Origin of the sequence: Pantoea sp. SORGH_AS_0659, assembly GCF_031453915.1 — a bacterium.
Taxonomy (GTDB): Bacteria; Pseudomonadota; Gammaproteobacteria; order Enterobacterales; family Enterobacteriaceae; genus Pantoea; species Pantoea leporis.
This window is the reverse complement of the sequence record NZ_JAVJAK010000001.1, coordinates 1,534,678-1,560,036: the sequence shown is the minus strand read 5'-3', so window position 1 is coordinate 1,560,036 and position 25,359 is coordinate 1,534,678. Positions and strand designations below refer to the sequence as shown.

The following is a 25,359-nucleotide window of genomic DNA, read 5'->3' as shown; positions in this document are numbered from 1 at the left end:
TTCGCGCTTAAGGAGGATGTCATGCAACATGTGGGAAGTTATTACGCCGCTACCGCCAACGCCCACCAGCCGTGGCCGGAGCTGCAAGAGTCAGTGCAGTGCGATGTCTGCATCATTGGCGGCGGCTTTACCGGGCTCTCGTCCGCGCTGTTTCTCACCGAAGCCGGTTACGACGTGGTGCTGCTTGAAGCGGCGAAAATCGGCTTTGGCGCCAGCGGCCGCAATGGCGGCCAGGTCGTCAACTCCTACAGCCGCGACGTGGATGTGATTGAGCAGCGCTACGGCAAACAGACCGCACAAATGCTTGGCAGCATGATGTTTGAAGGCGCGGAGATCATTCGCGACCGCATCGACCGTTACGCTATCGCCTGCGACTATCGTCCCGGCGGCATTTTCGCCGCACTGAATCAGCGGCAAATGGGCCATCTGCGCAGCCAAAAAGCCCTTTGGGCACACTACGGCAATCACGATTTGGAGCTGCTCGACGAACGCGGCATTCGGCGCGAAGTAGCGACCGATCGCTACGTCGGTGGCTTACTCGATAAGCGCGGCGGGCATCTTCATCCGCTTAATCTGGCGCTGGGCGAAGCCGAAGCGATTCGCCGTCACGGCGGGCGCATTTATGAGCAGTCAGCGGCGATTGAAGTGAAATACGGCGCACCGCATCGAATAAAAACCGCTAAGGGCGCAGTCAGCGCCACCTTCGTGATTTTTGCAGGTAACGCTTATTTGCCGTCACAGCTTGAACCGCGCCTGACAGGCAAAAGCATGCCGTGCGGTTCGCAGATCGTCACCACCGAACCTTTAACGCGCGATCAGGCGCTGGGTTTGCTGCCGAACAATTACTGCGTTGAAGATTGTAACTATCTGCTCGACTACTTCCGCCTCACCGCCGATAACCGCCTGCTCTACGGCGGCGGCGTAGTGTATGGCGCACGCGAGCCGGATGACATCGAAGCGCTGATTCGCCCTAAGCTGCTGCGCACCTTTCCGCAGCTGCGTGACATCAAAATCAGCCACCGCTGGAGCGGCAATTTCCTGCTCACGCTATCGCGCATGCCGCAGTTTGGGCAGGTGGAGAAGAATGCGTTCTTTATGCAGGGTGACAGCGGGCACGGCGTGACCTGTACGCATCTTTCGGGGAAGCTGATTGCTGAAGTGCTGCGTGGGCATGCGGAGAGATTTGATGCCTTCGCAAAATTGCCGCATCTGCCGTTTCCAGGTGGGAGACGGTTTAAGGTGCCGCTTACCGCGATGGGAGCGGCGTGGTATGCGTTAAGGGATCGGTTTGGGGTGTGAACCACTGATTACAATTTCTCGACATTCCTTTACCAAAACTTGCTATAAAACAGCAGTAATGTCAGGATCGGGCTCTTTAATTTTTGGGCTGCAAAATGTTGAGGTTGTTCGCTAGATACACTTCTGTAGGTGTAATTAATACGCTCATTCATTGGGGCGTATTTGCCGCACTTTATGCCATCTTTGGTAGCCAATCCCTGTCTAACCTCGTGGCGTTTTGTGTTGCGGTAACCTTTTCATTCTTTGCCAACGCAAAATGGACGTTTAACGCAGAAGCGACCACCACTCGATATCTTCTCTATATCTGCTTTATGGGCGCAATGGCAACAGCCGTGGGCTGGACAGCTGACTATCTGCACATTAATCCAATTATTACATTGGTTTTCTTCTCTGCACTCAGCTTGGTTTGCGGCTTCGCCTACTCTAAGTTTTTCGTGTTTAGGACAAGTAAATGAAATTATCTCTTATTGTTCCAGTACTGAATGAAGAGGAGGCCATTCCCCTCTTCTATAAAGCAGTACGCGAATTTGAACCCTTTCAAAAATATGATATTGAATTGGTTTTTGTAAATGATGGCAGCACAGACAAGACAGAAGCGGTACTAACTGAAATTGAGACGGACGATTCTTTAGTTAAACATATTTCGTTTACACGCAATTTCGGTAAAGAGCCAGCCCTTTTTGCTGGCCTTGAAGCAGCAACTGGCGATGCTATTATCCCTATTGATGTCGATTTACAAGATCCTATTGATGTCATTCCTTTGATGGTCGATAAATGGCATTTGGGCGCGGATATTGTTCTGGCGAAACGTGTTGATCGCAGCACAGACTCTCATCTAAAGCGTAAGACTGCTGAGTGGTTTTACAAACTGCATAACAAGATCAGCTCGCCAAAAATTGAAGAAAACGTGGGTGATTTCCGCTTAATGTCACGCGACGTAGTGGAAAATATCAAACTGCTGCAAGAACGTAACCTGTTTATGAAAGGTGTTCTCAGCTGGGTCGGCGGCAAAACTGAAGTCGTTGAATATATTCGCGCTGAACGTGTTGCTGGTACAACAAAATTCAATGGCTGGAAACTGTGGAACCTTGCACTTGAAGGGATAACCTCGTTTTCAACCTTCCCGCTTCGTATCTGGACTTATCTCGGGCTTGTCGTCGCTGCCCTTTCATTCATCTATGGCGCATGGATGGTAATTGATACTATTTTCTGGGGCAACCCTGTTAAAGGCTATCCTTCCATTATGGTTTCCATGTTGTTTTTAGGTGGTATTCAACTCATTGGGATTGGCGTACTTGGTGAATATATTGGCAGAATTTATTTAGAGACAAAAAGAAGACCAAGATTTATTCTTAAAAAATCAAAAGAGAAGATTTCACATGACTAAAGTTTTCAATGAGAAAAACGATAATAAAGTATTTATCTCCCTTGCAATATTACTTGTAATGTATTGTTTTCCTATAATATTTACTGGTAGATTATATATTGATGATTTGGGAAGAACATTATATGGTTATACCGGATGGGGGCTAAATGGCCGACCACTTAGTGATATGCTGATGTCTGCATTAAACTACGGCACTCCATTACTCGACATCTCTCCGCTAAACCAAATACTGAGCGTTATTTTGTTAGCAGGAACCTTATATTTCTACGCAAAAACTAATTTCCCTACACTCTCTTACATATCTACTACAGCTATTATATTTTTCTTTATAGCTAATCCATTTTATATTGAAAACTTGTCCTATAAGTATGATTCACTGACTATGTCACTTAGTCTAATAACATTGATTATTCCCTTTATTATAAGATTTAATAACGCTTATGATGTAATATTATCAATTACAATGATAATATGCTCATTGTCACTATATCAAGCATCGCTTGGTTTATTTGCTATTCTTACAGTAATCGAGTTAACAACAAAGTTTAGCAAACTTGGTAATAAACACATTTTACTAAGAACCTTATCGCGATTATTACAAATTACCATCGGCTATGTAATATATAGGATATTCATTGCGTCTAAATTTGTCGAGGGTGAATATAATTTAACGCACTCAAAAACGCTTCCTTTGAATATCGATTCATTAGTTCCATTTGAGAAAAACCTAAGTAACGTTTTGTGGTATTTCAATGAATGGATTGCAAGCATACCATTATTCGCCACAATTACATACGCTCTAATATTTTTAATATCTATAATTTTTATCGCTCGAGACTTATATGACGATGGATTGAGGAAAAATGCACTCTCCTTCGCCATATTACTATCTTCGCCTTTGTTAATTTTTATTTTTTCTTTTGCACCACTTCTGACTTTAGAATTTCCAGTATTTGCACCGCGAGTATTAATTTGCTTTGGTGGCGTCCTTTTGTATTTTTCACTAATAATTTTGCGTGTAATAAAAAACAACCATTTAAAAACATTAGTTTGTTTACCAATGCTTTGGGTGGCGTTATATTATTCTTACTCTTTCTCTAACGCATCCTCCAGCCAAAGGGATATTGACAGTTTGATTTCATCATCAATTTATAATGACGCAAGCCATTACGGTAATGAATTTAAATATGTCAATATTATAGGGAAAATGCCTGAATCTAAACAATTTTCATTGGCTCAGTCAAAACTTCCGATTATGTCTCGGCTCATACCAGTCTATATGAATGGCGATTGGTTATGGGGTGCAGAGTTACTCAATCATTATGGCATGACACTACAATATAAAGTAATAGATGAAGACACAAAAAAAAACCTCTGCCAAATTAAACCCTTTGTAGTAAGTAAATATTACAACCTTTATTCAATTAGTGATGTATTAATCATCTCATTTACGAAATCTTCATGCTAACATTTGGCCTCGAATCAGATTCGAGGCCAAATTTCATGAACTTTAGAAGTTTACAATTGTTATAAATTATCACGTTACCAAATCGAAAATTTGTTATTCCAAGGGCATTTTCATCGGGTCATCATACGTATACTCAAACCCCAGCTCACTCGCGATCTTCGAGCCATCAATCACCTTGCCGTTAGAACGCTCGGGCTCAGCGACAAACGTCGGTGGCTCAAGCCCCAACTGCTTCGAAACGCTAGGATAAAAACTGTCGCGCGACGGATGTTTCGAGGCACACAAATTGTAAACATGCCCGCCTTTCGGGGTTTGCAGCAACAGCACAATCGCATCGACCACATCATCGAGATGCACCAGATTGACCGCATGCCCGCCGTTTTCCAGCCCGGTTTTACCGGCAAGGAAACGCCCCGGATGACGATTCGGCCCCACTAATCCCGCGAGACGCACAATGTCTACACTGGTGCCGGGCAAATCGTGCAGCCAGTTCTCCAGCTCCACCAGCGTTTTGCCGGCGACGGTTTCCGGCTGCAGCGGACTGCTCTCTTTCATTACACCCTCACCGCTGCCGTACACTGACGTTGAGCTGGTGAAAATAATGCGCGGCACTTTCTTCGCCAGCGCGGTATCCACAACGTTCTGCACCGCCTGCATGTAATCTTCACCGCCTTTCACCGTGCGGCTGGCAGGTAATGTCACCACCAGCGCATCGACTGCCATCAGCGTATCTAACTCTTCAGCTTCACACTCCAGTTCGGGGGTTAGCACCAGCTGGAAGGCTTCAATGCCACAGCGGCGTGCGGCGTCCACGCCATCCGGCGAGGTTTTACTGCCGGTGACCTGCCAGCCGCGTGCCGTTAGCGCCATCGCCAGCGGCATACCCAGCCATCCCAGACCTACAATCGCGACCTTTTTCATATCGACTCCTGCTATGGGCTCACACTTCATCTTAGTGCGGGTAGATGTGCCAAACCAGCGCAAACTGTTTCGGGAGATTCCGGAAATTGACGGTTAAAAAAGGGTTGCCAATTGTCACCATCTTCGTTAGGTTATTCAGCAGGCAAATGAATACTCATTCAGCAACGGAATTTACTATGACACGCGTTCAGTTCAACCACCATCATCACCATCACCCTGACTAGTCTTTCAGGCGATGTGTGCTGGGAGACGATTAGGATCTTCCAGTGGTGCGAACGCAAAGAGAGCCCCCGGAAGATCATCTTCCGGGGGTTTTTTTATGGGCGAACGCCAACCAACACGTTCAGACAGGATTGAATAAGAGGACAGGAACCATGTTAGATAACACCCGTATTCGCATAGCTATGCAGAAATCTGGCCGTTTAAGTGATGAATCACGCGAACTGCTGGCACGCTGCGGTATCAAAATTAACCTTCAGCAGCAGCGTCTGATTGCGTTTGCGGAGAACATGCCGATCGACATCCTGCGTGTGCGCGATGACGATATCCCTGGCCTGGTAATGGATGGCGTGGTCGATCTCGGTATCGTCGGTGAAAACGTGCTGGAAGAGGAGCTGCTGAACCGTCGTGCTCAGGGCGAAGATCCGCGTTACTTCACGCTGCGTCGTCTGGATTTCGGCGGTTGTCGCCTGTCGCTGGCGATGCCGGTTGATGAAGAGTACACCGGCCCGCAATGCCTGAATAACGCACGCATCGCCACCTCTTATCCACACCTGCTGAAGAAATACCTCGATAAACAAGGCGTCGCCTTTAAATCCTGCCTGCTGAACGGATCGGTTGAAGTCGCACCACGCGCGGGTTTGGCCGATGCGATTTGTGACCTGGTTTCAACCGGTGCCACGCTGGAAGCGAACGGCCTGCGCGAAGTCGAAGTGATCTACCGCTCTAAAGCGGTGCTGATCCAGCGCGATGGCGAACTGCCGCCTGCTAAGCAAGAGCTGGTCGACAAAATGATGACGCGTATTCAGGGCGTAATTAAAGCGCGTGAATCCAAGTACATCATGCTGCACGCGCCAAGCGAGCGCCTGGATGAAGTGATTGCGCTGCTGCCGGGCGCTGAGCGTCCAACCGTGCTGCCGCTGGCCGGAGATGTGAGCCGCGTGGCGATGCACATGGTGAGCAGCGAAACGCTGTTCTGGGAAACCATGGAAAAGCTGAAGTCGCTGGGTGCCAGCTCGATCCTCGTGCTGCCAATTGAAAAAATGTTGGAGTAATACCATGAGCACGCTGATGACACCCATTGATTGGCAGCAGTGCAGCGCAGAGCAGCAGCAAGCGCTGCTGATGCGTCCGGCGATTTCGGCTTCAGAAACTATCAGCCAGATCGTGCGCGACGTGTTAGTGCAAGTGAAAGAGAGCGGCGATGCGGCGCTGCGTGAATTTAGCGCGCGCTTCGATAAAGCGCAGGTGGATAACCTCCGCGTCAGCGCCGAAGAGATGCAAGCGGCCAGCGATCGTCTGAACGACGCGCTGAAGCAGGCGATGGCCGTAGCCGTGAGTAATATCGAGACTTTCCACAACGCGCAGATTCTGGCGGAAGTGGATGTGGAAACTCAGCCTGGCGTGCGCTGCCAGCAGATTACCCGTCCGGTCAAATCGGTGGGTTTGTACATTCCTGGCGGTTCCGCCCCGCTGTTCTCAACCGTATTGATGCTGGCGACACCGGCACGCATCGCCGGTTGCGGTCGCGTGGTGCTGTGCTCGCCGCCGCCGATTGCCGATGAAATTCTTTACGCGGCACAGCTGTGTGGCGTGAAAGAGGTGTTTCAGGTGGGCGGCTCACAAGCCATCGCCGCCCTCGCCTTCGGCACCGAAACCGTGCCGAAAGTGGACAAGATTTTTGGCCCAGGCAACGCGTATGTGACCGAAGCCAAACGTCAGGTTAGCCAGCGTTTAGATGGCGCGGCAATTGATATGCCAGCCGGTCCATCGGAAGTGCTGGTGATTGCCGATGAAGGCGCCACGCCCGCGTTCGTGGCATCCGATTTGCTGTCGCAGGCGGAACACGGCCCGGATTCGCAGGTGATTCTGCTGACGCCATCGCTGCAACTGGCCGAAGGCGTGGCGCAAGCGGTTGAAGAGCAACTGGCGCAGCTGCCGCGTGCGGCTACCGCGCGTCAGGCGTTAGCGAGCAGCCGCCTGATTGTGCTGCGCGATTTAGAGCAGTGCATCGAGATCTCCAACCTGTACGGCCCGGAGCACCTGATCATTCAGACGCGTCAGCCGCGCGATCTGGTCGAAAGCATCACCAGCGCCGGTTCGGTATTCCTTGGCGACTGGTCCCCGGAATCGGCGGGCGATTACGCGTCCGGCACTAACCATGTGCTACCGACCTACGGCTACACCGCGACCTGTTCCAGCCTTGGCCTGGCCGATTTCCAGAAACGTATGACGGTGCAAGAGCTGACGCCGCAAGGCTTCCTCAATCTTGCCGCGACGATTGAAACGCTGGCCGCCGCCGAGCAGCTGGAAGCCCACAAAAATGCCGTTACCCTGCGTGTTGCCGCGCTAAAGGAGCAAGCATGAGCCTGAATATTGAAGAGTTAGCGCGCGCCAACGTGCGAGCGTTGACGCCGTATCAATCGGCGCGTCGTCTGGGTGGTAACGGTGATGTGTGGCTGAATGCCAACGAATTCCCGCTGCCGGTGCCGTTTGAGCTGTCGCAGCAGACGCTGAACCGCTATCCGGAATGCCAGCCAAAGATTGTCATTGAGCGCTATGCCGCTTACGCCGGTTTGACGCCGGAGCAGGTTCTGGTCAGCCGCGGTGCGGATGAAGGTATCGAACTGCTGATGCGCGCGTTTTGCGAGCCGGGCAAAGATGCGATTCTGTTCTGCCCGCCAACCTACGGCATGTACAGCGTCAGCGCCGAAACCATCGGCATCGAATACCGCACCGTGGCGGCACTCGATGACTGGCAGCTGAACTTGCCGGCAATTGCTGACCAGCTCGACGGCGTGAAAGTCGTCTATATGTGCAGCCCGAACAATCCGACCGGCAACCTGATCAATCAGGATGACATCCGCGCGCTGCTGGCGATGACCGCCGGTAAAGCGCTGGTAGTGGCCGATGAAGCCTATATCGAGTTCTGCCCGGACGCGACGCTGGCGGGCTGGCTGCAGGAATATCCGCACTTAGTGATTCTGCGCACGCTGTCTAAAGCCTTTGCGCTGGCCGGTTTGCGCTGCGGCTTCACCCTCGCGAACAAGCCGGTGATCGATCTGCTGATGAAGGTGATTGCGCCCTATCCGCTGGCGACGCCGGTAGCGGATGTGGCTGGACAAGCGCTGAGCGAGCAAGGCATTACGCTGATGCGTCAACACGTTGCCGAGCTGAACGCCAATCGTGCCTGGCTGTTTGAGCAGTTGCCGCAGATTAGCGTAGTGCAGCAGGTGTTCCCGAGTGAAACCAACTATATTCTGGCGCGCTTCACTGATTCGCCAAAAGTGTTTAAAACGCTGTGGGATCAAGGCATTATTCTGCGCGACCAAAATAAAAACCCCGGCCTTGCGGGATGCCTGCGCATCTCCATCGGCACCCGTGAAGAGTGCGAGCGCCTGATCGCCGCGCTGCAAGCCTTATCAGTGGAGCAAGCATGAGTCAGAAGATCCTTTTTATCGACCGCGACGGCACCATCATTTCTGAGCCACCCACTGATTATCAGGTGGATCGCATGGAGAAACTGGCGTTTGAGAAGAACGCCATTCCGGCGCTGCTGGCGTTGCAGGCAGCGGGCTATCAGCTGGTGATGATCACCAATCAGGATGGCCTCGGCACCGACAGCTTCCCGCAGGCCGATTTTGACGGCCCGCACAACCTGATGATGCAGATTCTCCGCTCACAAGGCGTGAATTTCAGCGACATCCTGATCTGCCCGCATATGCCGGAAGATAACTGCGATTGCCGCAAGCCGAAGACCAAAATGGTGGAAGCCTGGCTGGCCGCCGGTGCGCTCGATACCGCCAACAGCTACGTGATTGGCGATCGTCTGACCGATATTCAGCTGGCGCAGAACATGGGCATTCAGGGCCTGCGTTACGGCGCGGAAGGCGAAGATTGGGATGCGATTCAGGCGCGCCTGACCAAACGCGATCGTTACGCGCTGGTGCAACGCAACACTAAAGAGACGCAGATCAAAGTCGAAGTGTGGCTGGATCGTGAAGGCGGCAGCAAAATTAACACCGGCGTCGGCTTCTTCGATCACATGCTGGACCAGATTGCGGTGCACGGCGGCTTCCGCATGAACATTGATGTGAAAGGCGATCTCTACATCGACGATCACCACACCGTGGAAGATACCGGTCTGGCACTCGGCGAAGCGCTGCTGAAAGCGCTGGGCGACAAACGTGGCATCGGCCGTTTCGGCTTTGTGCTGCCAATGGATGAGTGCCTGGCGCGCTGCGCGCTGGATATCTCCGGCCGTCCGCACATCGAATTCAAAGCCGAGTTCAGCTACCAGCGCGTCGGCGATCTCAGCACCGAGATGGTCGAGCACTTCTTCAGCTCGCTATCCTACGCGATGATGAGCACGCTGCACCTGAAAACCAAAGGCCGCAACGATCACCATCGTGTGGAAAGCCTGTTCAAAGCCTTTGGCCGAACGCTGCGCCAGGCGATTCGCGTGGAAGGCAACACCTTGCCGAGCTCGAAAGGAGTGCTGTGATGAACGTGGTGATCCTCGATACCGGCTGCGCCAACCTGTCTTCGGTGAAGTGGGCCATTGAGCGCCTCGGCTACACGCCGCAGGTGAGCCGCGACCCGGATGTGGTGCTGCATGCCGACAAGCTGCTGCTGCCCGGCGTGGGCACCGCGCAGGCGGCGATGAATCAGCTGCAGGAGCGCGATCTCATCGACTTAATCAAAGCCTGTACTCAGCCGGTGCTCGGTATTTGCCTCGGCATGCAGCTGCTCGGTCGCGGTAGCGATGAGAATGGCGGCGTCACCACGCTCGGCCTGGTTGATGAGCCCGTCACGCTGATGGATACGCAGGATTTACCGCTGCCGCACATGGGCTGGAACCAGATCACCGCTAAAGCCGGCCATCATCTGTTCCGCGACATTCCCGATGGCAGCTACTTCTACTTCGTGCACAGCTACGCCATGCCGGTGAATGCCGCCACTATCGCCCAGTGCGATTACGGCTATCCGTTCACCGCTGCCCTGCAGAAAGATAACTTCTTCGGCGTGCAGTTCCACCCGGAGCGTTCGGGCAAAGCCGGCGCGCAGCTGCTGAAAAATTTCCTGGAGATGTGATGATTATCCCCGCATTAGATTTAATCGACGGCAAAGTGGTGCGCCTGCATCAGGGCGATTACGGCCAGCAGCGCGATTACGGTAGTGATCCGCTGCCGCGCTTACAGGATTACCAACGCCAGGGTGCTGAAGTACTGCATCTGGTGGATTTGACCGGCGCGAAAGATCCGGCCAAACGTCAGATTCCTCTGCTCACCACCTTACTGCGCGGCGTGACCGTGCCGGTGCAGGTTGGTGGTGGCATCCGCCATCGCGATGACGTGGCGGCGCTGCTGGCAGCGGGTGCCACGCGCGTGGTGGTCGGTTCCACCGCGGTGAAGCAACCGGAAGAAGTCAAAAGCTGGTTTAACGAGTTTGGCGCCGACGCCATTGTGCTGGCATTAGATGTGCGCATTGATGCCAACAACCGCAAAGAGGTGGCAATCAGCGGCTGGCAGGAAGCGGCGGGCGTTACGCTGGAAGAGGTGATTGGCTGGTATCAGCCGGTTGGCCTCAAGCATGTGTTGTGCACTGACATTTCGCGCGACGGTACGCTGAGCGGATCCAACGTCGCGCTGTATAAAGAAGTGTCTGCGGCCTTCCCGGACATCGCTTTTCAGTCTTCAGGCGGCATCGGTTCGCTGGATGACATCGCGGCGTTACGCGGCAGCGGCGCACAGGGCGTGATCGTTGGTCGCGCGTTACTGGAAGATAAATTCACGGTGGCGGAGGCAATCGCATGCTGGCAAAACGGATAATTCCTTGTCTCGATGTGCGTGACGGGCAAGTGGTGAAAGGCGTTCAGTTCCGCAACCACGAAATCATCGGTGACATTGTGCCGCTGGCGCAGCGTTATGCGCAGGAAGGTGCGGACGAGCTGGTATTCTACGATATCACCGCCTCATCAGATGGCCGCGTCGTGGACAAAAGCTGGGTGTCGCGCGTGGCGGAAGTGATCGATATTCCTTTCTGCGTGGCGGGCGGCATTAAGAGCGAAGAAGACGCGGCGCGCATTCTGCAGTTTGGTGCCGACAAGATTTCCATCAACTCGCCAGCATTAGCCGATCCGACGCTGATTACGCGCCTGGCCGATCGCTTTGGCGTGCAGTGCATCGTAGTGGGCATCGATACCTGGTTTGACGAAGTGAGCGGCAAATATCACGTCAATCAGTACACCGGCGACGAAGCGCGCACCAAAGTGACCACGTGGGAAACTCTGGATTGGGTACAGGAAGTGCAGAAGCTGGGCGCGGGTGAAATCGTACTCAACATGATGAACCAAGATGGCGTGCGTAACGGCTACGATCTGGTGCAGCTGAAGAAAGTGCGCGATGTGTGCAAAGTGCCGCTGATCGCCTCCGGCGGCGCAGGCACCATGCCGCACTTCCTTGACGCCTTTGTGCAGGCGAACGTCGATGGCGCGCTGGCGGCTTCGGTGTTTCACAAACAAATTATCAATATCGGCGAGTTGAAAAACTTCCTGATCGACAACGGTGTGGAGATTCGCGCGTGTTAACTGCAGAACAACTGGCCAGGCTGGATTGGGTCAAAACCGCGGGCATGATGCCCGTTATCGTCCAGCACAACGTTTCCGGCGAAGTGCTGATGCACGGTTATATGAATGAAGAAGCGCTGCAAAAAACCCTCAGCGAGGGCAACGTCACCTTCTTCTCTCGCACCAAAAACCGTTTATGGACCAAAGGCGAAACCTCGGGCCACTTCCTGCAAGTGGCGAGCATTACTCCGGATTGCGACAACGATACCTTGCTGGTGCTGGCCAATCCGATTGGCCCAACCTGCCATCTCGGCACTTCCAGCTGCTTCTCACCGGCTGCGCCAGACTGGACGTTCCTCTATCAGCTCGAGCAGCTGCTGGCTTCGCGCAAAAGCGCCGACCCGGAGAGTTCGTACACTGCGAAGCTTTATGCCAGCGGCACCAAGCGCATCGCGCAGAAAGTGGGGGAAGAAGGCGTGGAAACGGCTTTGGCGGCAACGGTTAACGATCGTCACGAGCTGACCAATGAAGCTTCGGATCTGCTTTATCACCTGATGGTGCTGCTGCAGGATCAGGAGCTGGATTTGAGCACCATCATCAATAATCTGCGCGCGCGTCATAAATAACGTTTCGTAGGGTCGCCATTCATGGCGACCAATGTCCCAAGCGCGCATAAATGCGCACCCTACGCTATTCATCAGCATGGAAAACACCATGACCACACATGAAAAATTGCTCGCCCTGCTCGACCAACATCAGGCGCGCTATCGCGTGATGGAGCATGAAGCGACCGGCAAGTGCGAAGCGGTGGCAGCGATTCGTGGTACGCAAGTGGGTCAAGGTGCGAAGGCGCTGGTGTGTCATGTGAAAGGCAACGGTATCAAACAGCATGTGCTGGCGGTGCTGCCTGCCGATCAGCAAGCGGATCTCAGCAAGGTTGCTGCAGCGGTTGGCGGTCGCCGTGCTTCGCTGGCCTCACCGGCGGAAGTGGATACGCTGACCGGCTGCGTGTTCGGGGCTATTCCGCCGTTTAGCTTCCATCCTGATTTACAGCTGGTGGTCGATCCGCTGCTGTTTGAACGCTATGACGAAATCGCCTTCAATGCCGGATTGCTGGAGCAATCGGTAGTGCTCAACATTGCAGATTACCAGGCGCTGCATAATGGTAACGTGATGAAAATAATCCTCTAATTGCCTTGCCAGGCCCTGAGCGGTACTCTTTCTGACTCAACATCACATCAAAAGAAGACCGATATTATGGCAAGTTCTCGTTTAACCGCCCGCCTGCGTCACACGCTGGCGCTGGCTGTGCTGGCAGGTTGCGCGTTTGGTGCGCAGGCAAAAATTGATCAGGTGCGTTTCGCGGTTGATCCCACCTATCCTCCTTTCGAATCCAAAACGCCGCAGGGCAAACTGGTCGGTTTTGATATCGACCTCGGTAATGCGCTGTGCGAGCAGATGCAGGCCAAATGCGTGTGGGTGGAGAGCCAGTTCGATGGCATGATCCCTGCGCTGAAAGCGCGTAAGTTCGACGCCATCTTGTCGGATATGGGTATCACCGAAGAACGTCTGAAGCAGATTGATTTCACCGTGCCGCTCTACGACACCCATACCCAGCTGATTGCGCGTAAAGGTTCTGGCCTGCTGCCAACTGCTGAATCGCTGAAAGGCAAAACCGTGGGCGTTGAGCAAGGCACCGTGCAGGAGCGTTATGCGTTGGCCAAATGGCAGCCGCATGGCGTGCAGGTTGTACCTTATGGCGATCAGGCACAAGTTGAGAGCGATTTGATTTCGGGTCGTCTTGATGTGGTGTTTACCGATGCTGCTCAAGCCGCCAATGGTTTCCTGAAACATCCGCAGGGCAAAGATTTCGAACTGGCCGGCCCGATTGTACAGGATCCGATTATCGGTCCGGGCACCGCGATTGGTCTGCGTAAAGGCGACACCGAACTGAAAACCGCACTGGATAACGCGTTTGCCGAACTGAAGAAGAACGGCACTTTCGATAAAATTCAGAAACAGTACTTCGCGACGGACATCTCCATCCAGCAGTAATCTTTTGGGCGGCTTTTTTGCCGCCCTTTTTGCACTCAGCACTATAATTCCATCAGAAAATGCATCTGGCGTCGCTGAAAGCGTGCCACGAATAAAGGACATCGATAGCGTTATGCAACAACAACATCATCCTCTATTAAGCGCCTCGCTGGGCACGCAACGCGAAATTGTTAGCTTCCACTTCGGTACGGATTCACAGCAACGCGTCTACATTCAGGCTGCATTGCACGGCGATGAGCTGCCGGGCATGGCGGTGGCATGGTACTTGAAACAGAAACTGCTGGCGCTGGAATCTGCCGGACAACTCAAATCCAAAATCACGCTGGTTCCGGTGGCGAATCCTTTAGCCATGGGACAGCATTGGCATGGTAGCCATTTGGGGCGTTTCCACACGTTATCAGGACAAGACTTTAACCGCCGCTTCCCGGCATTGGGTGAAGCGCTGGTTGAAGAGCTCGCTGGCTCACTGACGCAAAGTGAATATGAAAACAAGCGCCTGATCAGGGAAGCGATTGATCGCCATTATCGTGACCGCATTGCCCGCACCGAACTGGATGCCCAGCGCTTTACGCTGATGCGTATGGCGAGCCAGGCCGATTTGATGATTGATCTGCATTGTGACTGGGATGCGCTGCCGCACCTCTACACCACGCCGCACGCGTGGCCGGACATTGAACCTTTGGCGCGTTGGTTAGGCAGTGAAGTGCAGTTGTTGGCGCAGATATCTGGCGGTGAACCGTTTGATGAGGCTTGCTGTGAGCCGTGGCTGACGCTGGCAGAACGCTTTGGTGATGAGTATCCAATGCCGCGCGGCTTGCTGCCGGTGACGCTGGAACTGCGTGGTGTGGCGGATGTATCGCCTGAGATGGCGGAGAAAGATGCCGACGCGATTATCAATGCGCTGATTGAGGGCGGATATATTGCCGGTGAAGTGGGTGAATCCCCTGCCCTGATTCATCTAGCGACGGCGCTGGCGGGATGTGAGTATATTCATGCGGCGCAATCTGGATTGGTGTTTTACCGACGTAATTTGGGCGAGTGGATTAAGGCTGGGGAAGTGGTGGCTGAGGTTGTTGATCCGATCACTGACCAGGTGATGCCGCTGGTGGCAGAGTTTGGTGGCGTGTTGTATGCGAGGAATTTGACCAAGTTTGTGACGGCGGGGATGTTGGTGGTGAGGCTGGCTGGGGGGAATGCTGGGAGACGGGGGGAGTTGTTGGTGGGTTGAAGCTAACGCGTATGAATTAACAAGTGAGAACTAATCGTTAAAAAACTGCTGCAAAATAGCCATAACACTTGCTTAATTTACAAAAGTATCTTACAGAACCTTTTCAATTTATTGACGATTACTGGTTATAAATTTTTGGGGTTTGACGAAACAAAGATTACTTGAGCTTGATGGTTGTAGCTGGACACTGATTAGGGAGTAGATTTGGATGGGGGGACGTTAACTTTTCACATCCATATATATCCGTGGATGCTTTCTTTGTATAATTAGGAATTGTTCTAAGTTATATAGTGAAAAAATAAAAAAATCATCTTCACCTTTCAAGGCGTATATTCTTCATGGAATAGCTAGATTATATCCTTTACATGTATTAACAATGTTTTTAACTTTCTTAATCTATTTCTTTCTTTTCCCAACAGTCCCTTTTGAAAACCCGTAGGAAACTGCTTTTTATAACATATTTTTTATACACGGTCTTGGATTTGCGAATTCCTAGAACTGGAACGACCCAGGCTGGCCGATTTCAGTTGAATTTTACACTTGTTTATTATTTTTCCCAATATTGATTCAAATGAAGAACGTGCAATTATTTATATTATCTATTATGGGTTATGGCTTAGTTTATTTTAAGCACAATTCTTTACAAGCAGCAACGGATTTAAATCTACTTATTTTTTTCTTTAGATTTTTTCAAAATGCATAGCAGGCATGTCTTTGGGGGTAATAATATACAACTTTAGCAACATAAAGAATGAACTTAAGAATACACATGTAATATTTTCCTTTCAGCTATTATCCCAGCGATAATAAGTTATTTCATATATACATCAAAAAAAAACAAACATCCATACATCATCATTATTGCGGCATTTCTTTCCTGTTTTATTCTTTAATTAGATATACCCCCCCCTTGAGCGACTTTTTTAACAATGTATTCCTTACTTATTTTGGCGCTATAAGTTTCTCTATGTATCTCATACACACTCCACTTATGCTTTCATTAGATCATATTAGTGCATTAAGAGCGCAAAGTGTTCTTACACAAACAATGATATTTTCTTTAAAATTAATTGTATTATCGCCATTTTCATATGAAATCTTTGAGAAGCAAGTTTATAAGAAATTAAATAATTAGCGGACAATAAGCACCTTGTTCCTGCAAATAAAAAATAAAAAAATCTTTTGCATTTATATATATAAAAGAGACTCATAATTGTATGCGTCTCTATTCATTGATAAAAGTAAAAGACTATTTCCTTTATTACTTTAACAATCTATTTTTGCTAGCATATGCATTGAGAGACTTTAAAGTAAGCATAATTTCTTTCTCCAAAAAAATTAGTGTGCGATCTAAACTGTCAAATCGCTCATAGTCAGTACTTTCTAAAGAAATTTGACCCTCACACTCTTTTTCAGGTTTTTTGAAAAAATCTGATTTTTTTGATACAGTCAATTCTTCGAATGTCTGAATATCTTCTTGAACAATTGATTTTTTACATTGATATAAAAAAGTGCTCATTTCAGAGAGTTTTGCAGATAAAAACTCAAATTTCAAATCATAATTATTTAGCCTGCTGGCAAAATCTTCATTGACTATCGAAAGATTATCCAACAAAATCAACCTCTCATTTTTGTTGGAAAGTTCTGCCTGTAACCTTTTTTTCAGATCAAATAAATAATCTTCAGAATCAAAATGTGATATACGTTCAAAAGCTTCTTTTAGGAAATGGTCATTGAAACAAGAATCATCAACTTCAAATGATAATAGAAAAGCCTTCACATCATCATACAAGTTGTGAAAAACTTTATTGTTTAAACTGTTGATGTTCCATTCCAAGAAAAAAATGTCGTTTCTGCAATAGTTAAAAAAATCCTTACGGTACTTATCGAATAAATCTTTTTCGATCAAAAAAGAGAGAAGTTTTTTTATTGCTAGCAACGCACATTCGTATGAAAATTGTCTGGAGTTTTCTAAAGAACTCCCTCTCATTACGGTATGGTGAATTAAAACATCATTTACTACTGATATTCTATTTGCAAGAAGTAACTGGGCACAAATAAAAAACAAATCATTGCTAGTGCGTATTTCTTGAAAAAGAACATGATTAGACAATACATATTCACGCTTAAAAAGCTTATCCCACGGCCACCAAGTAAAAGCCCTAAAATAGTCTCTATTTATTTCATTGCCAGAAAAAACATCAGTATTTGGCAATAAATCATCTCTAATAGTCCATGGGGTCTCAGTGATATTTTTTGTGCTAAAATTTATAAAATCAGAACGACATACGACAACTTCCGCGTCTAGTTTTTCGGCGTGATGATAAAGTTTAAAAATCATATCTTTTTCAATATGATCATCATCATCTAAAAAAATAACGTATTTACCTGTTGCTAAAGAAAGACCTATGTTTCTGGATGCTCCTGCTCCTAGATTTTGATCATTAGATATAAGCTTTATTCTACTATCGAAAATAATATTATTTTTGATAATTTCTTTTGAATTATCTGTGGAATTATCATTGATAATAATTAATTCAATTTCACGTAAAGATTGCTGAGTTATTTGATTAATGGTCTCTAATAAATAGCCCTCCGCATTAAAGACAGGCATTACAATTGAAACTAAAATACTTGAATTAATCTCTGACATTATAACTCACCTAAGTTAAATCATTAAAGCTCAGACTTTTCAAAACAGTCAACCTTTGTTTCAAATTAAAACATAAAAAACAATATGCTTATTTTAATCCAACTTATTAATTTTCTCACTAAGTTTCATAAAGCTAAAATTAATATCTGAATAAATATTATAATTTTCTATATTAGAATTTAAAATTCTGACGTCCAACTCATTTAACTTACTTTTTATTTCAACCAATTGTTCATTCATAGTATTAATTTGGGAGGATAATTCATTGGCTTTATCTAAGAGAAGATCGCTTCTCTTTTCTGTTCTTTTAAAAGAAAACAACTTCACTTTGATCTTATAATAAATAATCCTAACAACCATTTTTATAAGACCATTCATTCCCAACTTGTAATAATTGAAAATGATCTTTTCAAAAAAAGATGATGACTGTCTGCCATGCAAGACATCAACAAATAAATCAGGTTTTTCACGAACTATTGCGATAATTAATTCTAGGTTTTTTCTATCATGATATCTTGTTGCAATATTTTTTCGTATATCATGCCGTGAATATTTTTTAAAATGAGGTAGTATAACCTCATAAAAATCTCGTTCAAATTCATGAGAAATACTATGCTGTATCCAGGCAACATGCGAACATAACCAAATAAGTGAATAGTCTTTATAATCATTACATAAATTATTTTTTTCTAAATAGTTATAAATAACTTCATGTTGATGGAAGGCTCCAAGAAGACTCGCCCCTCCGGATGATGTTGTCTGGCCTGCCCGTTTTTTTCTGTGCCAGCAAAGGATCTCATTGACGAATGCAACTTTTTTAGCATTCATAGTTATAAACCAATGAAAACCATTATCTTCGAAGAAATATGGACCTACTGGAAATCTGATTCCATTTTCTTTAAAAAGATTATTTTTATATAATTTTCTCCAAGGTACAGGCAGTAAATCTAGAATTTTTTTCTTGTTACCTGGTGTTTCTATTTTAAATGAAGTTATCCCCTCAAAATCACTCCATGATGGTTCATAGGGAAGCTTATTGTTTTTAATAGTATCTTCAAACTCTTTGTAAGCACACAGTGTAATATCTGCAGAGTTTTCCACTGCCGCGTTATATAGTTTTTCAAACATTGTTTCTTCATAGAGATCATCACCGTCTGCAAATCCAATAAAGTCTCCAGTTGCTCTTTCTATACCAATATTTGCTGCAGTTGCTACTCCACCGATACTATTATGCTGATTCAGTATTGTAATAATTCTTTCATCGTTTGAGGCGAAATTTTTTATTATTTGTTGTGTATTATCTGTTGAACCATCATCTACAATAATAATTTCGATTTCTTTTAAAGACTGATTTATTATGCCATTCAAACACGCTTCAATATAATCCTCAATATTATACGATGTTACAATTACAGAAACTTTAGGGTTCATCTCAATACCTTATAAAATCTTAGAATTTTAAAAATTTAATTGACATTTCATTTAAATTTATTCGCAATTATATTAGCAATCTTAATTGAAGGTAAGTCAACAAATCTTTCAAAGATTGCTGCCACTACCAAGCATGTAATAATAGTTAAAAAAGTAACTGCAACGAATATAGTAAAGCTGACTTCTGGGTTAAATCTATGCAATACATAAGCAAATACATTAATAAATATTGAATGTGTTATATAAAGGGGGAATGATATTTTCCCTAAAAATCGGAAATATTTATAGTCTGCAAAACTTTCAAATAAACCAGAGCCGAGTATTGCGGAAAAAATGAATATACTACCAGTAAGCATTAAATATCGATATACATCTTTATATTCTAAAAAACTAAATATTTGTATGTACTCATATAGCCCACCATAGACTTCAACCCCACTGCGTGGGTAAGGTGAAGTGGCTAGTATTAATCCTACGATAAATAATATTAATCTTTTTGTCTTAGATATATGATATTTACCGCGTGAAAATATATCGCTAAAAATCATTCCAGCAATAAAAAGGCAATAATATGAACCTTGTAAGTATAAAAAAATTAAAACAATAGAATATATCCACAATTTTGTTTCCTTAACACTTACTGAAGCTAACAAACCAAAAACAAGAAAAGAACCATATACTTCAAATGAGATTGTCCACATAGCATAATTAGTAAGAACAACATGTTCGAATGGCACAAAGTATAGTGATTCTTTAATTACATTTGCTATAGTAAGATTACTTCTATAATCAGTGAACAAATTAAAGAGACTGAAAACAGCGTACATCAATATCATTGATGCTAAGACAGGAAGAACGAGCCGTGGGTACCTTTTTATAATACCCTTAAATATGACATCATGCTCATTTACACTGTTAAATTTCAAGCTCAAAACAAAACCGCTCAATATAAAAAAAATGCATACAGGAGCAATTCCGCTATAAATTAAATTTAAAGGACCCCAACCTATTATCCTTCTTATTTCCCCACCGAAACTCGTTAAACTTGTGAATCTTAGATCTGGTTTGAAAGAATTTACGCAATGATCGATTAAAACTATAAAGCAACACATGCCTCTCAATCCTTCGAGGTAATCTATTTTTTTCATTAAGGTCATTACCAGCTAAATATACAAGAGAAAGCAATAGTGCTTCACATGATTAGATTGCCATGCCCGCATTACGCATAAATAAAGCCTCCAAAAGGAGGCTTATCATTATTAAATCAAAGATAATTTATTTTTCAATCCACTCTGTGTGGAAAATACCGTCTTTATCAATTCGCTTATAAGTATGTGCACCGAAGTAGTCACGCTGAGCCTGAATCAGGTTAGCAGGAAGAACTTCCGAGCGATAACTATCGTAATAAGCAATCGCCGCAGAGAAGGTCGGAGTCGGGATACCGTTCTGAATAGCGTAAGACACTACATCACGCAGCGCCTGCTGATACTTATCAGCGATATTCTTGAAGTAAGGATCCAGAAGCAGGTTTGCGATGTTTGCATCGGTAGCATACGCATCAGTGATTTTCTGCAAGAACTGAGCACGAATAATGCAACCAGCACGGAAGATCTTAGCAATCTCACCGTAGTGCAAATCCCAGTCGTTTTCTTCAGACGCCGCACGCAACTGAGAAAAGCCCTGTGCATATGAAACGATTTTTCCTAAGTACAACGCACGGCGCACTTTTTCTACGAACTCAGCTTTATCACCAGTGAAGGCCTTCGCCTGTGGACCTCTTAATACTTTGGAAGCTGCAACACGCTGAGTTTTCAGTGAAGATAAATAGCGGGCAAACACAGATTCGGTGATAAGTGACAGTGGTTCGCCCAGATCTAATGAGCTCTGGCTGGTCCATTTACCAGTGCCTTTGTTAGCTGCTTCATCCAGAATCACATCAACTAGATATTTACCGCCTTCATCTTTCTTATTGAAGATATCTTTGGTGATGTCGATCAGATAGCTACTTAACTCACCGTTGTTCCAATCTGTGAAGGTTTTAGCCAGCTCTTCGTTGTTCAGAGCCAGTGCGCCTTTCAGCAGCGCATAGGCCTCTGCGATCAGCTGCATGTCGCCATATTCGATGCCGTTGTGCACCATCTTCACATAGTGGCCGGCACCATTAGGACCGATGTAAGCAACGCAAGCTTCGCCATCTTCAGCGCGCGCAGCGATCTTATCAAGGATTGGAGCAACCAGTTCGTACGCTTCTTTCTGGCCGCCAGGCATGATTGATGGGCCTTTCAGTGCGCCCTCTTCACCACCGGAAACGCCGGTACCGATGAAGTTGAAGCCTTGATCGGACAGCTCTTTGTTACGACGGATGGTGTCTTTATAGAAGGTGTTACCACCATCGATCAGAATATCACCTTTATCCAGATGAGGAGTAAGGGAAGCTATAGTTTTATCAGTTGCCTCACCTGCTTGTACCATCAGAAGGATTCGACGTGGTTTTTCCAGCGATTGAACAAACTCTTCAACAGTATAGAAAGGCGCAAGTTTTTTACCCTGGTTCTCAGCGATGACTTCATCAGTCTTTTCACGTGAACGGTTGAAGATAGAAACAGTGTAACCGCGGCTCTCAATGTTAAGAGCCAAATTGCGCCCCATAACTGCCATACCTACAACACCGATTTGCTGCTTTGACATTTATCTACTCCTGTCTGTTTGTAAACCGTATATAAACTGTTCATTAAATGTAAACTGAAATATCTTACATCATGATACGGGTAACTTTAAACAATTAAAAATCGCAAGCACTCAAAGCTAAACTATAGTTTAGCTGGAGGAAGGTGCAATAGAAGCAAATGAATTGGTAAATCATTATTAAATCATCATCATAATCACTTACAAAAAAACATCAAACACTAATATAAATTATATTTTCAGCCAATTATGAACTTAATAATTAGCTATTAAATTCTTATAAATCCCCAGCGTAGTTTCAATTACTTTCTTTGAAGAGAAACCATCTACAGCTTTTATACTTGCTCTTTTTCCAAATTCTTTTCTCAGCTCAATATCAACTAGCAAAACTTGTAATTTATCAAGTAATTCTGGAAAGTTACTTTTCTCAATTAAGTACCCAGTTTCATTATTTTTAATTATGCTGCCACAGCCTCCGGTATCGTAAGCTATTGTAGCTCTACCTATAGCTGCTGCCTCAATTAAAATTCTTGGAACGCCCTCCGCATAAACAGAAGGTAAAGCTATAATATTTGATTTTTTTATTAATTCACTCACATTATTTGATTTACCCAACCATCTAATAATGCCTTTACACGACCAATCTTCAATTAAACTTTGCGGGATTGAATCTGGGTCATTTTTAACTATAAAACCAGCCACATCTAATACAAAATCCACGCCCTGCTCGCGGAGAGCAATCTTTGCATCAATAAGATCTTTTAAACCTTTACTCCATATGAGACGACCTGCAAACAGCACGACTGGAATTTCTCTATCATCTTCCTCAACATAATTAAAATCTGATAGATTGACACCCGCACCATTTATTACAAAAGTCTTATTGATATCAATACCAGTTCTATTTACTATTTCACATCTGTCATTTTCATGTTCAAATATGAAGAAAACATTTTTTTTCTTAGAAATCCATGCGTAAAGCTTAGTTACTATTTTCTTTAGAAGCTTGTAAACAATAACTTCTGAAGAAAAGACTCTACCTAACCCAACAAAACTTAGAACTAAATTTTTGTTATATATTTTTGAATATAAGCCGCCAATGATGCATGCTTTGATTGTGATACAGTGAATAATATCAGGGCTAATTTCTTTAAGTATTTTACAAGAGCGATAGACATCCTTCATTAAAAAAAAAGGATTTAATGATTGCTCAGACATATTGGAATTATGTGTGATTAGTCCTAATAGTTCTAATGAGCGTCTTTCATCATCACTTGAAAAATTGCATATTACGTGAACTTGATAGCCACTATCGATAGCAGCTACCGCTCGTTCCTTCCAGTGCAAACTAAAATACCAATCAGAATTTATATAGAAACATAATTTTTTCATTTAATGACACCATCTTTAGATATTTTACTTTTATTCAAAACCCCATCCCATACCCCCATTATAATTGCTTTGAAATATTTCAACTTACTTTCTGAATGAATTGTTTGCAATAAATAACTAAATATCCTAATTAGAATGGAAGTATATCCAAATGGCTTCTTCTTTCCAAAGATGTGCACAGACCAAATAAGATTCCTGACAAGATAATATATTTTCCACGGACTCATCACTGTTTGCCTGTCAGCTATGTCATGTATGAAACTAAGCGTGGGTTCGTATTTTATTTTATATCCCTGCCTGACTAAAAACCATGAATAGTATACATCATCAAAGTAGATAAATAGGCGTTTATCTATATTTTGGTAAGTATTCCTGAGAACGTTTGAGTTAATAAAAACCCCTACAAATGAAAATGAAATTATGCTACAACATTCTTCGCCAACTGCAGTAAATAAATTAGGTTCGGCACGATATTTATTAACATCTCTTATCGTATTCGGAAACTTAATCCACGGTATATTCATCTTGCAACGAATACCTTGTTTATCTACGACTTTTGTTGCTATAGCATCTACGTCAGTCTTATTGGTCAACGCAAAATTGTTAAGCAATTCTATATCTGGATATGCGTCATCATCAAAGAAAAGAACCCAATCTGTAATACAATTTTCAGAAATCCATTTAGCTCCTTTATAGAATCCCCCAGCGCCACCATCATTGGTATCACTATTCAATATATTTATATTAGGTTCGTCAATGGACTCTAGCCAACACTGCGTATCATCAGTTGATGCATTGTTTACTATAACAATCTGGTGAAAAGATAGCAGCCTCGCGGCCGCTACACATTTTTTTAACTTTTCAAGTCGATTGTAAGTGACAATCAACGCAGTAATCTTCATCTCGGATTAACCACAAATGATGGCATTTTTTGATTATCTAATAGTGCCTGACGATATGAACGTACTACTGACAGTGCCTCGGCTATTGTCACATCCATATCGAGGTAACGATAAGTTCCAAGACGACCAATAAATGTAATGTTACTTTCTGATTCTGCTTGATCTAGATACTTTTGAAGCAATGACATTTCACCCATTTGTCTAATTGGGTAATAAGGAATGTCATTCTCATTACAAGAGCGACTATATTCTCTATAGCATACAGTTGAGTCATGCTTTTCCCATGGCGCAAAATACTTGTGTTCAGTAATCCTGGTATAGGGCACATTTACCTCACAATAATTCATTACTGCACAACCTTGATAATCTCCATTGGCAGTAAATTTATCAAAGTCTAGAGTTCTGTATCCTAAGCGCCCTAAACTATAACCGAAGTATCCATCCAACTGACCACTATAAAACACATGGTCATAATTTTCTTTTTCTTGTGGGTTATAATCAGTGTTTAATTCAACAGTAATATTTTCGTGATTTAGAATCGATTCAACAATTGGGGTATAACCCTCTTTTGGCATGCCTTGATACTTATGATTGAAATAGTTGTCATCATAATTAAAACGTATCGGGAGCCTTTTTAAGATAGAAGCTGGCAACTCTTTTGGCTCCATCCCCCATTGTTTAATGGTATAGCCCTTAAAGAATGACTCATATAATTCTTTACCAACAAATCTCAACGCTTGATCTTCAAATGTTTTAGGATCAAGGATTGTTGCATCACCTTTTGATTCAATGAGCTTTTTAGCTTCTTCAGGATTACATGTAGTTTTAAAAAACTGATTGATCGTGTGTAAGTTGATCGGTAAAGAGAAAACCTGTCCATTTACAGTTGCTTTAACTCTATTTACGTATGGCATCATCTCGCAATGCGAACTGATATAATTCCAGACTTCTTCATTATCGGTATGAAATATATGAGGCCCATATGTATGAATCATTACATGAGTTTTTTCGTCTCGCTCGCTATAGCAATTTCCAGCGATATGGGCACGAGAATCAATGATTCTTACATTGTGCCCGTCCTCAGCCAGTTCACGCCCAATCACTGCACCCGAAAAACCAGCACCTACAATTAAAATATTTTTTCTCATTGA

General features: G+C 45.3%; 24 protein-coding genes and 1 other annotated feature. Of the genes, 16 read left to right on the top strand and 8 right to left on the bottom strand.

The features are described 5' to 3' along the window. The first annotated feature begins 21 nt into the window (after positions 1-21). From Q3H59_RS07275 to Q3H59_RS07260, 4 genes are all read left to right on the top strand, one after another. Complete coding sequence (locus Q3H59_RS07275) at positions 22-1,299, top strand: FAD-binding oxidoreductase (protein ID WP_309834050.1); 1,278 nt, start codon at positions 22-24, stop codon at positions 1,297-1,299. Between the two features lie 95 nt (positions 1,300-1,394). Further along, on the top strand, positions 1,395-1,754 hold the full coding sequence (locus tag Q3H59_RS07270; RefSeq protein WP_309834048.1) for a GtrA family protein: 360 nt from the start codon (positions 1,395-1,397) through the stop codon (positions 1,752-1,754). Further along, positions 1,751-2,686, top strand: coding sequence for a glycosyltransferase family 2 protein (locus tag Q3H59_RS07265; protein ID WP_309834046.1), 936 nt, complete (start codon positions 1,751-1,753; stop codon positions 2,684-2,686). Before Q3H59_RS07270 ends, Q3H59_RS07265 begins: the two co-directional genes overlap by 4 nt. After that, entirely contained in the window at positions 2,679-4,154 is a 1,476-nt protein-coding gene (locus Q3H59_RS07260) for a glucosyltransferase domain-containing protein (RefSeq protein WP_309834044.1), read from the top strand. The genes Q3H59_RS07265 and Q3H59_RS07260 overlap by 8 nt, the downstream gene beginning before the upstream one ends. A gap of 93 nt (positions 4,155-4,247) precedes the next feature. On the opposite strand, the gene Q3H59_RS07255 is transcribed toward Q3H59_RS07260, so the two are convergent. Beyond that, positions 4,248-5,075, bottom strand: a complete 828-nt coding sequence (locus Q3H59_RS07255) for an SDR family oxidoreductase (RefSeq protein WP_277973780.1) — start codon at positions 5,073-5,075, stop codon at positions 4,248-4,250. 176 nt (positions 5,076-5,251) lie between these two features. Here Q3H59_RS07255 and hisL point away from each other — a divergent pair, with 176 nt between their 5' ends. From hisL to Q3H59_RS07195, 12 genes are all read left to right on the top strand, one after another. Continuing rightward, positions 5,252-5,299 (top strand): his operon leader peptide, encoded by a 48-nt coding sequence (gene hisL, locus Q3H59_RS07250; protein WP_100396937.1) that lies wholly within the window; start codon positions 5,252-5,254, stop codon positions 5,297-5,299. Next, positions 5,275-5,396 (top strand) — a sequence feature (His leader region). (Overlaps the previous gene by 25 nt.) Before the next feature lie 53 nt (positions 5,397-5,449). After that, positions 5,450-6,349, top strand: coding sequence for an ATP phosphoribosyltransferase (gene hisG, locus Q3H59_RS07245; RefSeq protein WP_210081861.1), 900 nt, complete (start codon positions 5,450-5,452; stop codon positions 6,347-6,349). 4 nt (positions 6,350-6,353) lie between these two features. Beyond that, positions 6,354-7,661: a histidinol dehydrogenase gene (gene hisD, locus Q3H59_RS07240; protein ID WP_210081862.1), complete on the top strand. Its 1,308-nt coding sequence runs from the start codon at positions 6,354-6,356 to the stop codon at positions 7,659-7,661. After that, on the top strand, positions 7,658-8,734 hold the full coding sequence (gene hisC / locus Q3H59_RS07235) for a histidinol-phosphate transaminase (RefSeq protein ID WP_137386097.1): 1,077 nt from the start codon (positions 7,658-7,660) through the stop codon (positions 8,732-8,734). The genes hisD and hisC overlap by 4 nt, the downstream gene beginning before the upstream one ends. Continuing rightward, positions 8,731-9,798, top strand: coding sequence for a bifunctional histidinol-phosphatase/imidazoleglycerol-phosphate dehydratase HisB (gene hisB, locus Q3H59_RS07230; protein WP_137386098.1), 1,068 nt, complete (start codon positions 8,731-8,733; stop codon positions 9,796-9,798). Before hisC ends, hisB begins: the two co-directional genes overlap by 4 nt. After that, positions 9,798-10,388 (top strand): imidazole glycerol phosphate synthase subunit HisH, encoded by a 591-nt coding sequence (gene hisH / locus Q3H59_RS07225; protein ID WP_101763389.1) that lies wholly within the window; start codon positions 9,798-9,800, stop codon positions 10,386-10,388. Before hisB ends, hisH begins: the two co-directional genes overlap by 1 nt. Further along, positions 10,388-11,125: a 1-(5-phosphoribosyl)-5-[(5-phosphoribosylamino)methylideneamino]imidazole-4-carboxamide isomerase gene (gene hisA, locus Q3H59_RS07220; RefSeq protein WP_192411542.1), complete on the top strand. Its 738-nt coding sequence runs from the start codon at positions 10,388-10,390 to the stop codon at positions 11,123-11,125. The genes hisH and hisA overlap by 1 nt, the downstream gene beginning before the upstream one ends. Next, the gene (gene hisF, locus Q3H59_RS07215; RefSeq protein WP_101763387.1) at positions 11,107-11,883 is read left to right on the top strand and encodes an imidazole glycerol phosphate synthase subunit HisF; all 777 of its coding nucleotides are present in this window, start codon (positions 11,107-11,109) and stop codon (positions 11,881-11,883) included. The genes hisA and hisF overlap by 19 nt, the downstream gene beginning before the upstream one ends. Further along, complete coding sequence (hisIE, locus tag Q3H59_RS07210) at positions 11,877-12,488, top strand: bifunctional phosphoribosyl-AMP cyclohydrolase/phosphoribosyl-ATP diphosphatase HisIE (protein ID WP_101763386.1); 612 nt, start codon at positions 11,877-11,879, stop codon at positions 12,486-12,488. The genes hisF and hisIE overlap by 7 nt, the downstream gene beginning before the upstream one ends. A gap of 88 nt (positions 12,489-12,576) precedes the next feature. After that, positions 12,577-13,053: a YbaK/prolyl-tRNA synthetase associated domain-containing protein gene (locus tag Q3H59_RS07205; RefSeq protein ID WP_309834033.1), complete on the top strand. Its 477-nt coding sequence runs from the start codon at positions 12,577-12,579 to the stop codon at positions 13,051-13,053. Positions 13,054-13,119: 66 nt separating this feature from the next. Further along, entirely contained in the window at positions 13,120-13,917 is a 798-nt protein-coding gene (locus Q3H59_RS07200) for an ABC transporter substrate-binding protein (RefSeq protein ID WP_309834031.1), read from the top strand. 112 nt (positions 13,918-14,029) lie between these two features. Next, positions 14,030-15,145 (top strand): M14 family metallopeptidase, encoded by a 1,116-nt coding sequence (locus tag Q3H59_RS07195; protein ID WP_309834029.1) that lies wholly within the window; start codon positions 14,030-14,032, stop codon positions 15,143-15,145. 1,261 nt (positions 15,146-16,406) lie between these two features. Here the strand turns inward: Q3H59_RS07195 and Q3H59_RS07190 are convergent. From Q3H59_RS07190 to glf, 7 genes are all read right to left on the bottom strand, one after another. Beyond that, a complete protein-coding gene (locus Q3H59_RS07190) occupies positions 16,407-17,798 on the bottom strand; it encodes a glycosyltransferase family 2 protein (protein WP_309834028.1) in 1,392 nt (463 codons plus the stop codon). Positions 17,799-17,891: 93 nt separating this feature from the next. Beyond that, positions 17,892-19,229, bottom strand: coding sequence for a glycosyltransferase (locus tag Q3H59_RS07185; RefSeq protein WP_309834026.1), 1,338 nt, complete (start codon positions 19,227-19,229; stop codon positions 17,892-17,894). 47 nt (positions 19,230-19,276) lie between these two features. Further along, entirely contained in the window at positions 19,277-20,377 is a 1,101-nt protein-coding gene (locus tag Q3H59_RS07180; protein WP_309834024.1) for an acyltransferase, read from the bottom strand. Positions 20,378-20,504: 127 nt separating this feature from the next. Further along, the gene (gene gndA, locus Q3H59_RS07175; RefSeq protein WP_309834023.1) at positions 20,505-21,917 is read right to left on the bottom strand and encodes an NADP-dependent phosphogluconate dehydrogenase; all 1,413 of its coding nucleotides are present in this window, start codon (positions 21,915-21,917) and stop codon (positions 20,505-20,507) included. A gap of 252 nt (positions 21,918-22,169) precedes the next feature. Then, complete coding sequence (locus tag Q3H59_RS07170; RefSeq protein ID WP_309834021.1) at positions 22,170-23,306, bottom strand: glycosyltransferase family 4 protein; 1,137 nt, start codon at positions 23,304-23,306, stop codon at positions 22,170-22,172. After that, a complete protein-coding gene (locus Q3H59_RS07165; protein ID WP_309834019.1) occupies positions 23,303-24,208 on the bottom strand; it encodes a glycosyltransferase in 906 nt (301 codons plus the stop codon). The genes Q3H59_RS07170 and Q3H59_RS07165 overlap by 4 nt, the downstream gene beginning before the upstream one ends. Next, positions 24,205-25,356 (bottom strand): UDP-galactopyranose mutase, encoded by a 1,152-nt coding sequence (gene glf, locus Q3H59_RS07160; protein ID WP_309834017.1) that lies wholly within the window; start codon positions 25,354-25,356, stop codon positions 24,205-24,207. Before glf ends, Q3H59_RS07165 begins: the two co-directional genes overlap by 4 nt. Between the last annotated feature and the right edge of the window lie 3 nt (positions 25,357-25,359).

Bases quoted from the DNA above. Each gene is read 5' to 3' on its own strand.
- Q3H59_RS07270 (WP_309834048.1), top strand. From the start codon at position 1,395: ATGTTGAGGTTGTTCGCTAGATACACTTCTGTAGGTGTAATTAATACG.
- Q3H59_RS07165 (WP_309834019.1), bottom strand. From the start codon at position 24,208: ATGAAGATTACTGCGTTGATTGTCACTTACAATCGACTTGAAAAGTTA.
- Q3H59_RS07195 (WP_309834029.1), top strand. From the start codon at position 14,030: ATGCAACAACAACATCATCCTCTATTAAGCGCCTCGCTGGGCACGCAA.
- gndA (WP_309834023.1), bottom strand. From the start codon at position 21,917: ATGTCAAAGCAGCAAATCGGTGTTGTAGGTATGGCAGTTATGGGGCGC.
- hisC (WP_137386097.1), top strand. From the start codon at position 7,658: ATGAGCCTGAATATTGAAGAGTTAGCGCGCGCCAACGTGCGAGCGTTG.
- Q3H59_RS07255 (WP_277973780.1), bottom strand. From the start codon at position 5,075: ATGAAAAAGGTCGCGATTGTAGGTCTGGGATGGCTGGGTATGCCGCTG.
- hisB (WP_137386098.1), top strand. From the start codon at position 8,731: ATGAGTCAGAAGATCCTTTTTATCGACCGCGACGGCACCATCATTTCT.
- Q3H59_RS07260 (WP_309834044.1), top strand. From the start codon at position 2,679: ATGACTAAAGTTTTCAATGAGAAAAACGATAATAAAGTATTTATCTCC.
- hisG (WP_210081861.1), top strand. From the start codon at position 5,450: ATGTTAGATAACACCCGTATTCGCATAGCTATGCAGAAATCTGGCCGT.
- hisH (WP_101763389.1), top strand. From the start codon at position 9,798: ATGAACGTGGTGATCCTCGATACCGGCTGCGCCAACCTGTCTTCGGTG.
- Q3H59_RS07275 (WP_309834050.1), top strand. From the start codon at position 22: ATGCAACATGTGGGAAGTTATTACGCCGCTACCGCCAACGCCCACCAG.
- hisA (WP_192411542.1), top strand. From the start codon at position 10,388: ATGATTATCCCCGCATTAGATTTAATCGACGGCAAAGTGGTGCGCCTG.
- Q3H59_RS07205 (WP_309834033.1), top strand. From the start codon at position 12,577: ATGACCACACATGAAAAATTGCTCGCCCTGCTCGACCAACATCAGGCG.
- Q3H59_RS07185 (WP_309834026.1), bottom strand. From the start codon at position 19,229: ATGAACCCTAAAGTTTCTGTAATTGTAACATCGTATAATATTGAGGAT.
- Q3H59_RS07180 (WP_309834024.1), bottom strand. From the start codon at position 20,377: ATGAAAAAAATAGATTACCTCGAAGGATTGAGAGGCATGTGTTGCTTT.
- hisF (WP_101763387.1), top strand. From the start codon at position 11,107: ATGCTGGCAAAACGGATAATTCCTTGTCTCGATGTGCGTGACGGGCAA.
- Q3H59_RS07200 (WP_309834031.1), top strand. From the start codon at position 13,120: ATGGCAAGTTCTCGTTTAACCGCCCGCCTGCGTCACACGCTGGCGCTG.
- hisD (WP_210081862.1), top strand. From the start codon at position 6,354: ATGAGCACGCTGATGACACCCATTGATTGGCAGCAGTGCAGCGCAGAG.
- Q3H59_RS07170 (WP_309834021.1), bottom strand. From the start codon at position 23,306: ATGAAAAAATTATGTTTCTATATAAATTCTGATTGGTATTTTAGTTTG.
- Q3H59_RS07190 (WP_309834028.1), bottom strand. From the start codon at position 17,798: ATGTCAGAGATTAATTCAAGTATTTTAGTTTCAATTGTAATGCCTGTC.
- glf (WP_309834017.1), bottom strand. From the start codon at position 25,356: ATGAGAAAAAATATTTTAATTGTAGGTGCTGGTTTTTCGGGTGCAGTG.
- Q3H59_RS07265 (WP_309834046.1), top strand. From the start codon at position 1,751: ATGAAATTATCTCTTATTGTTCCAGTACTGAATGAAGAGGAGGCCATT.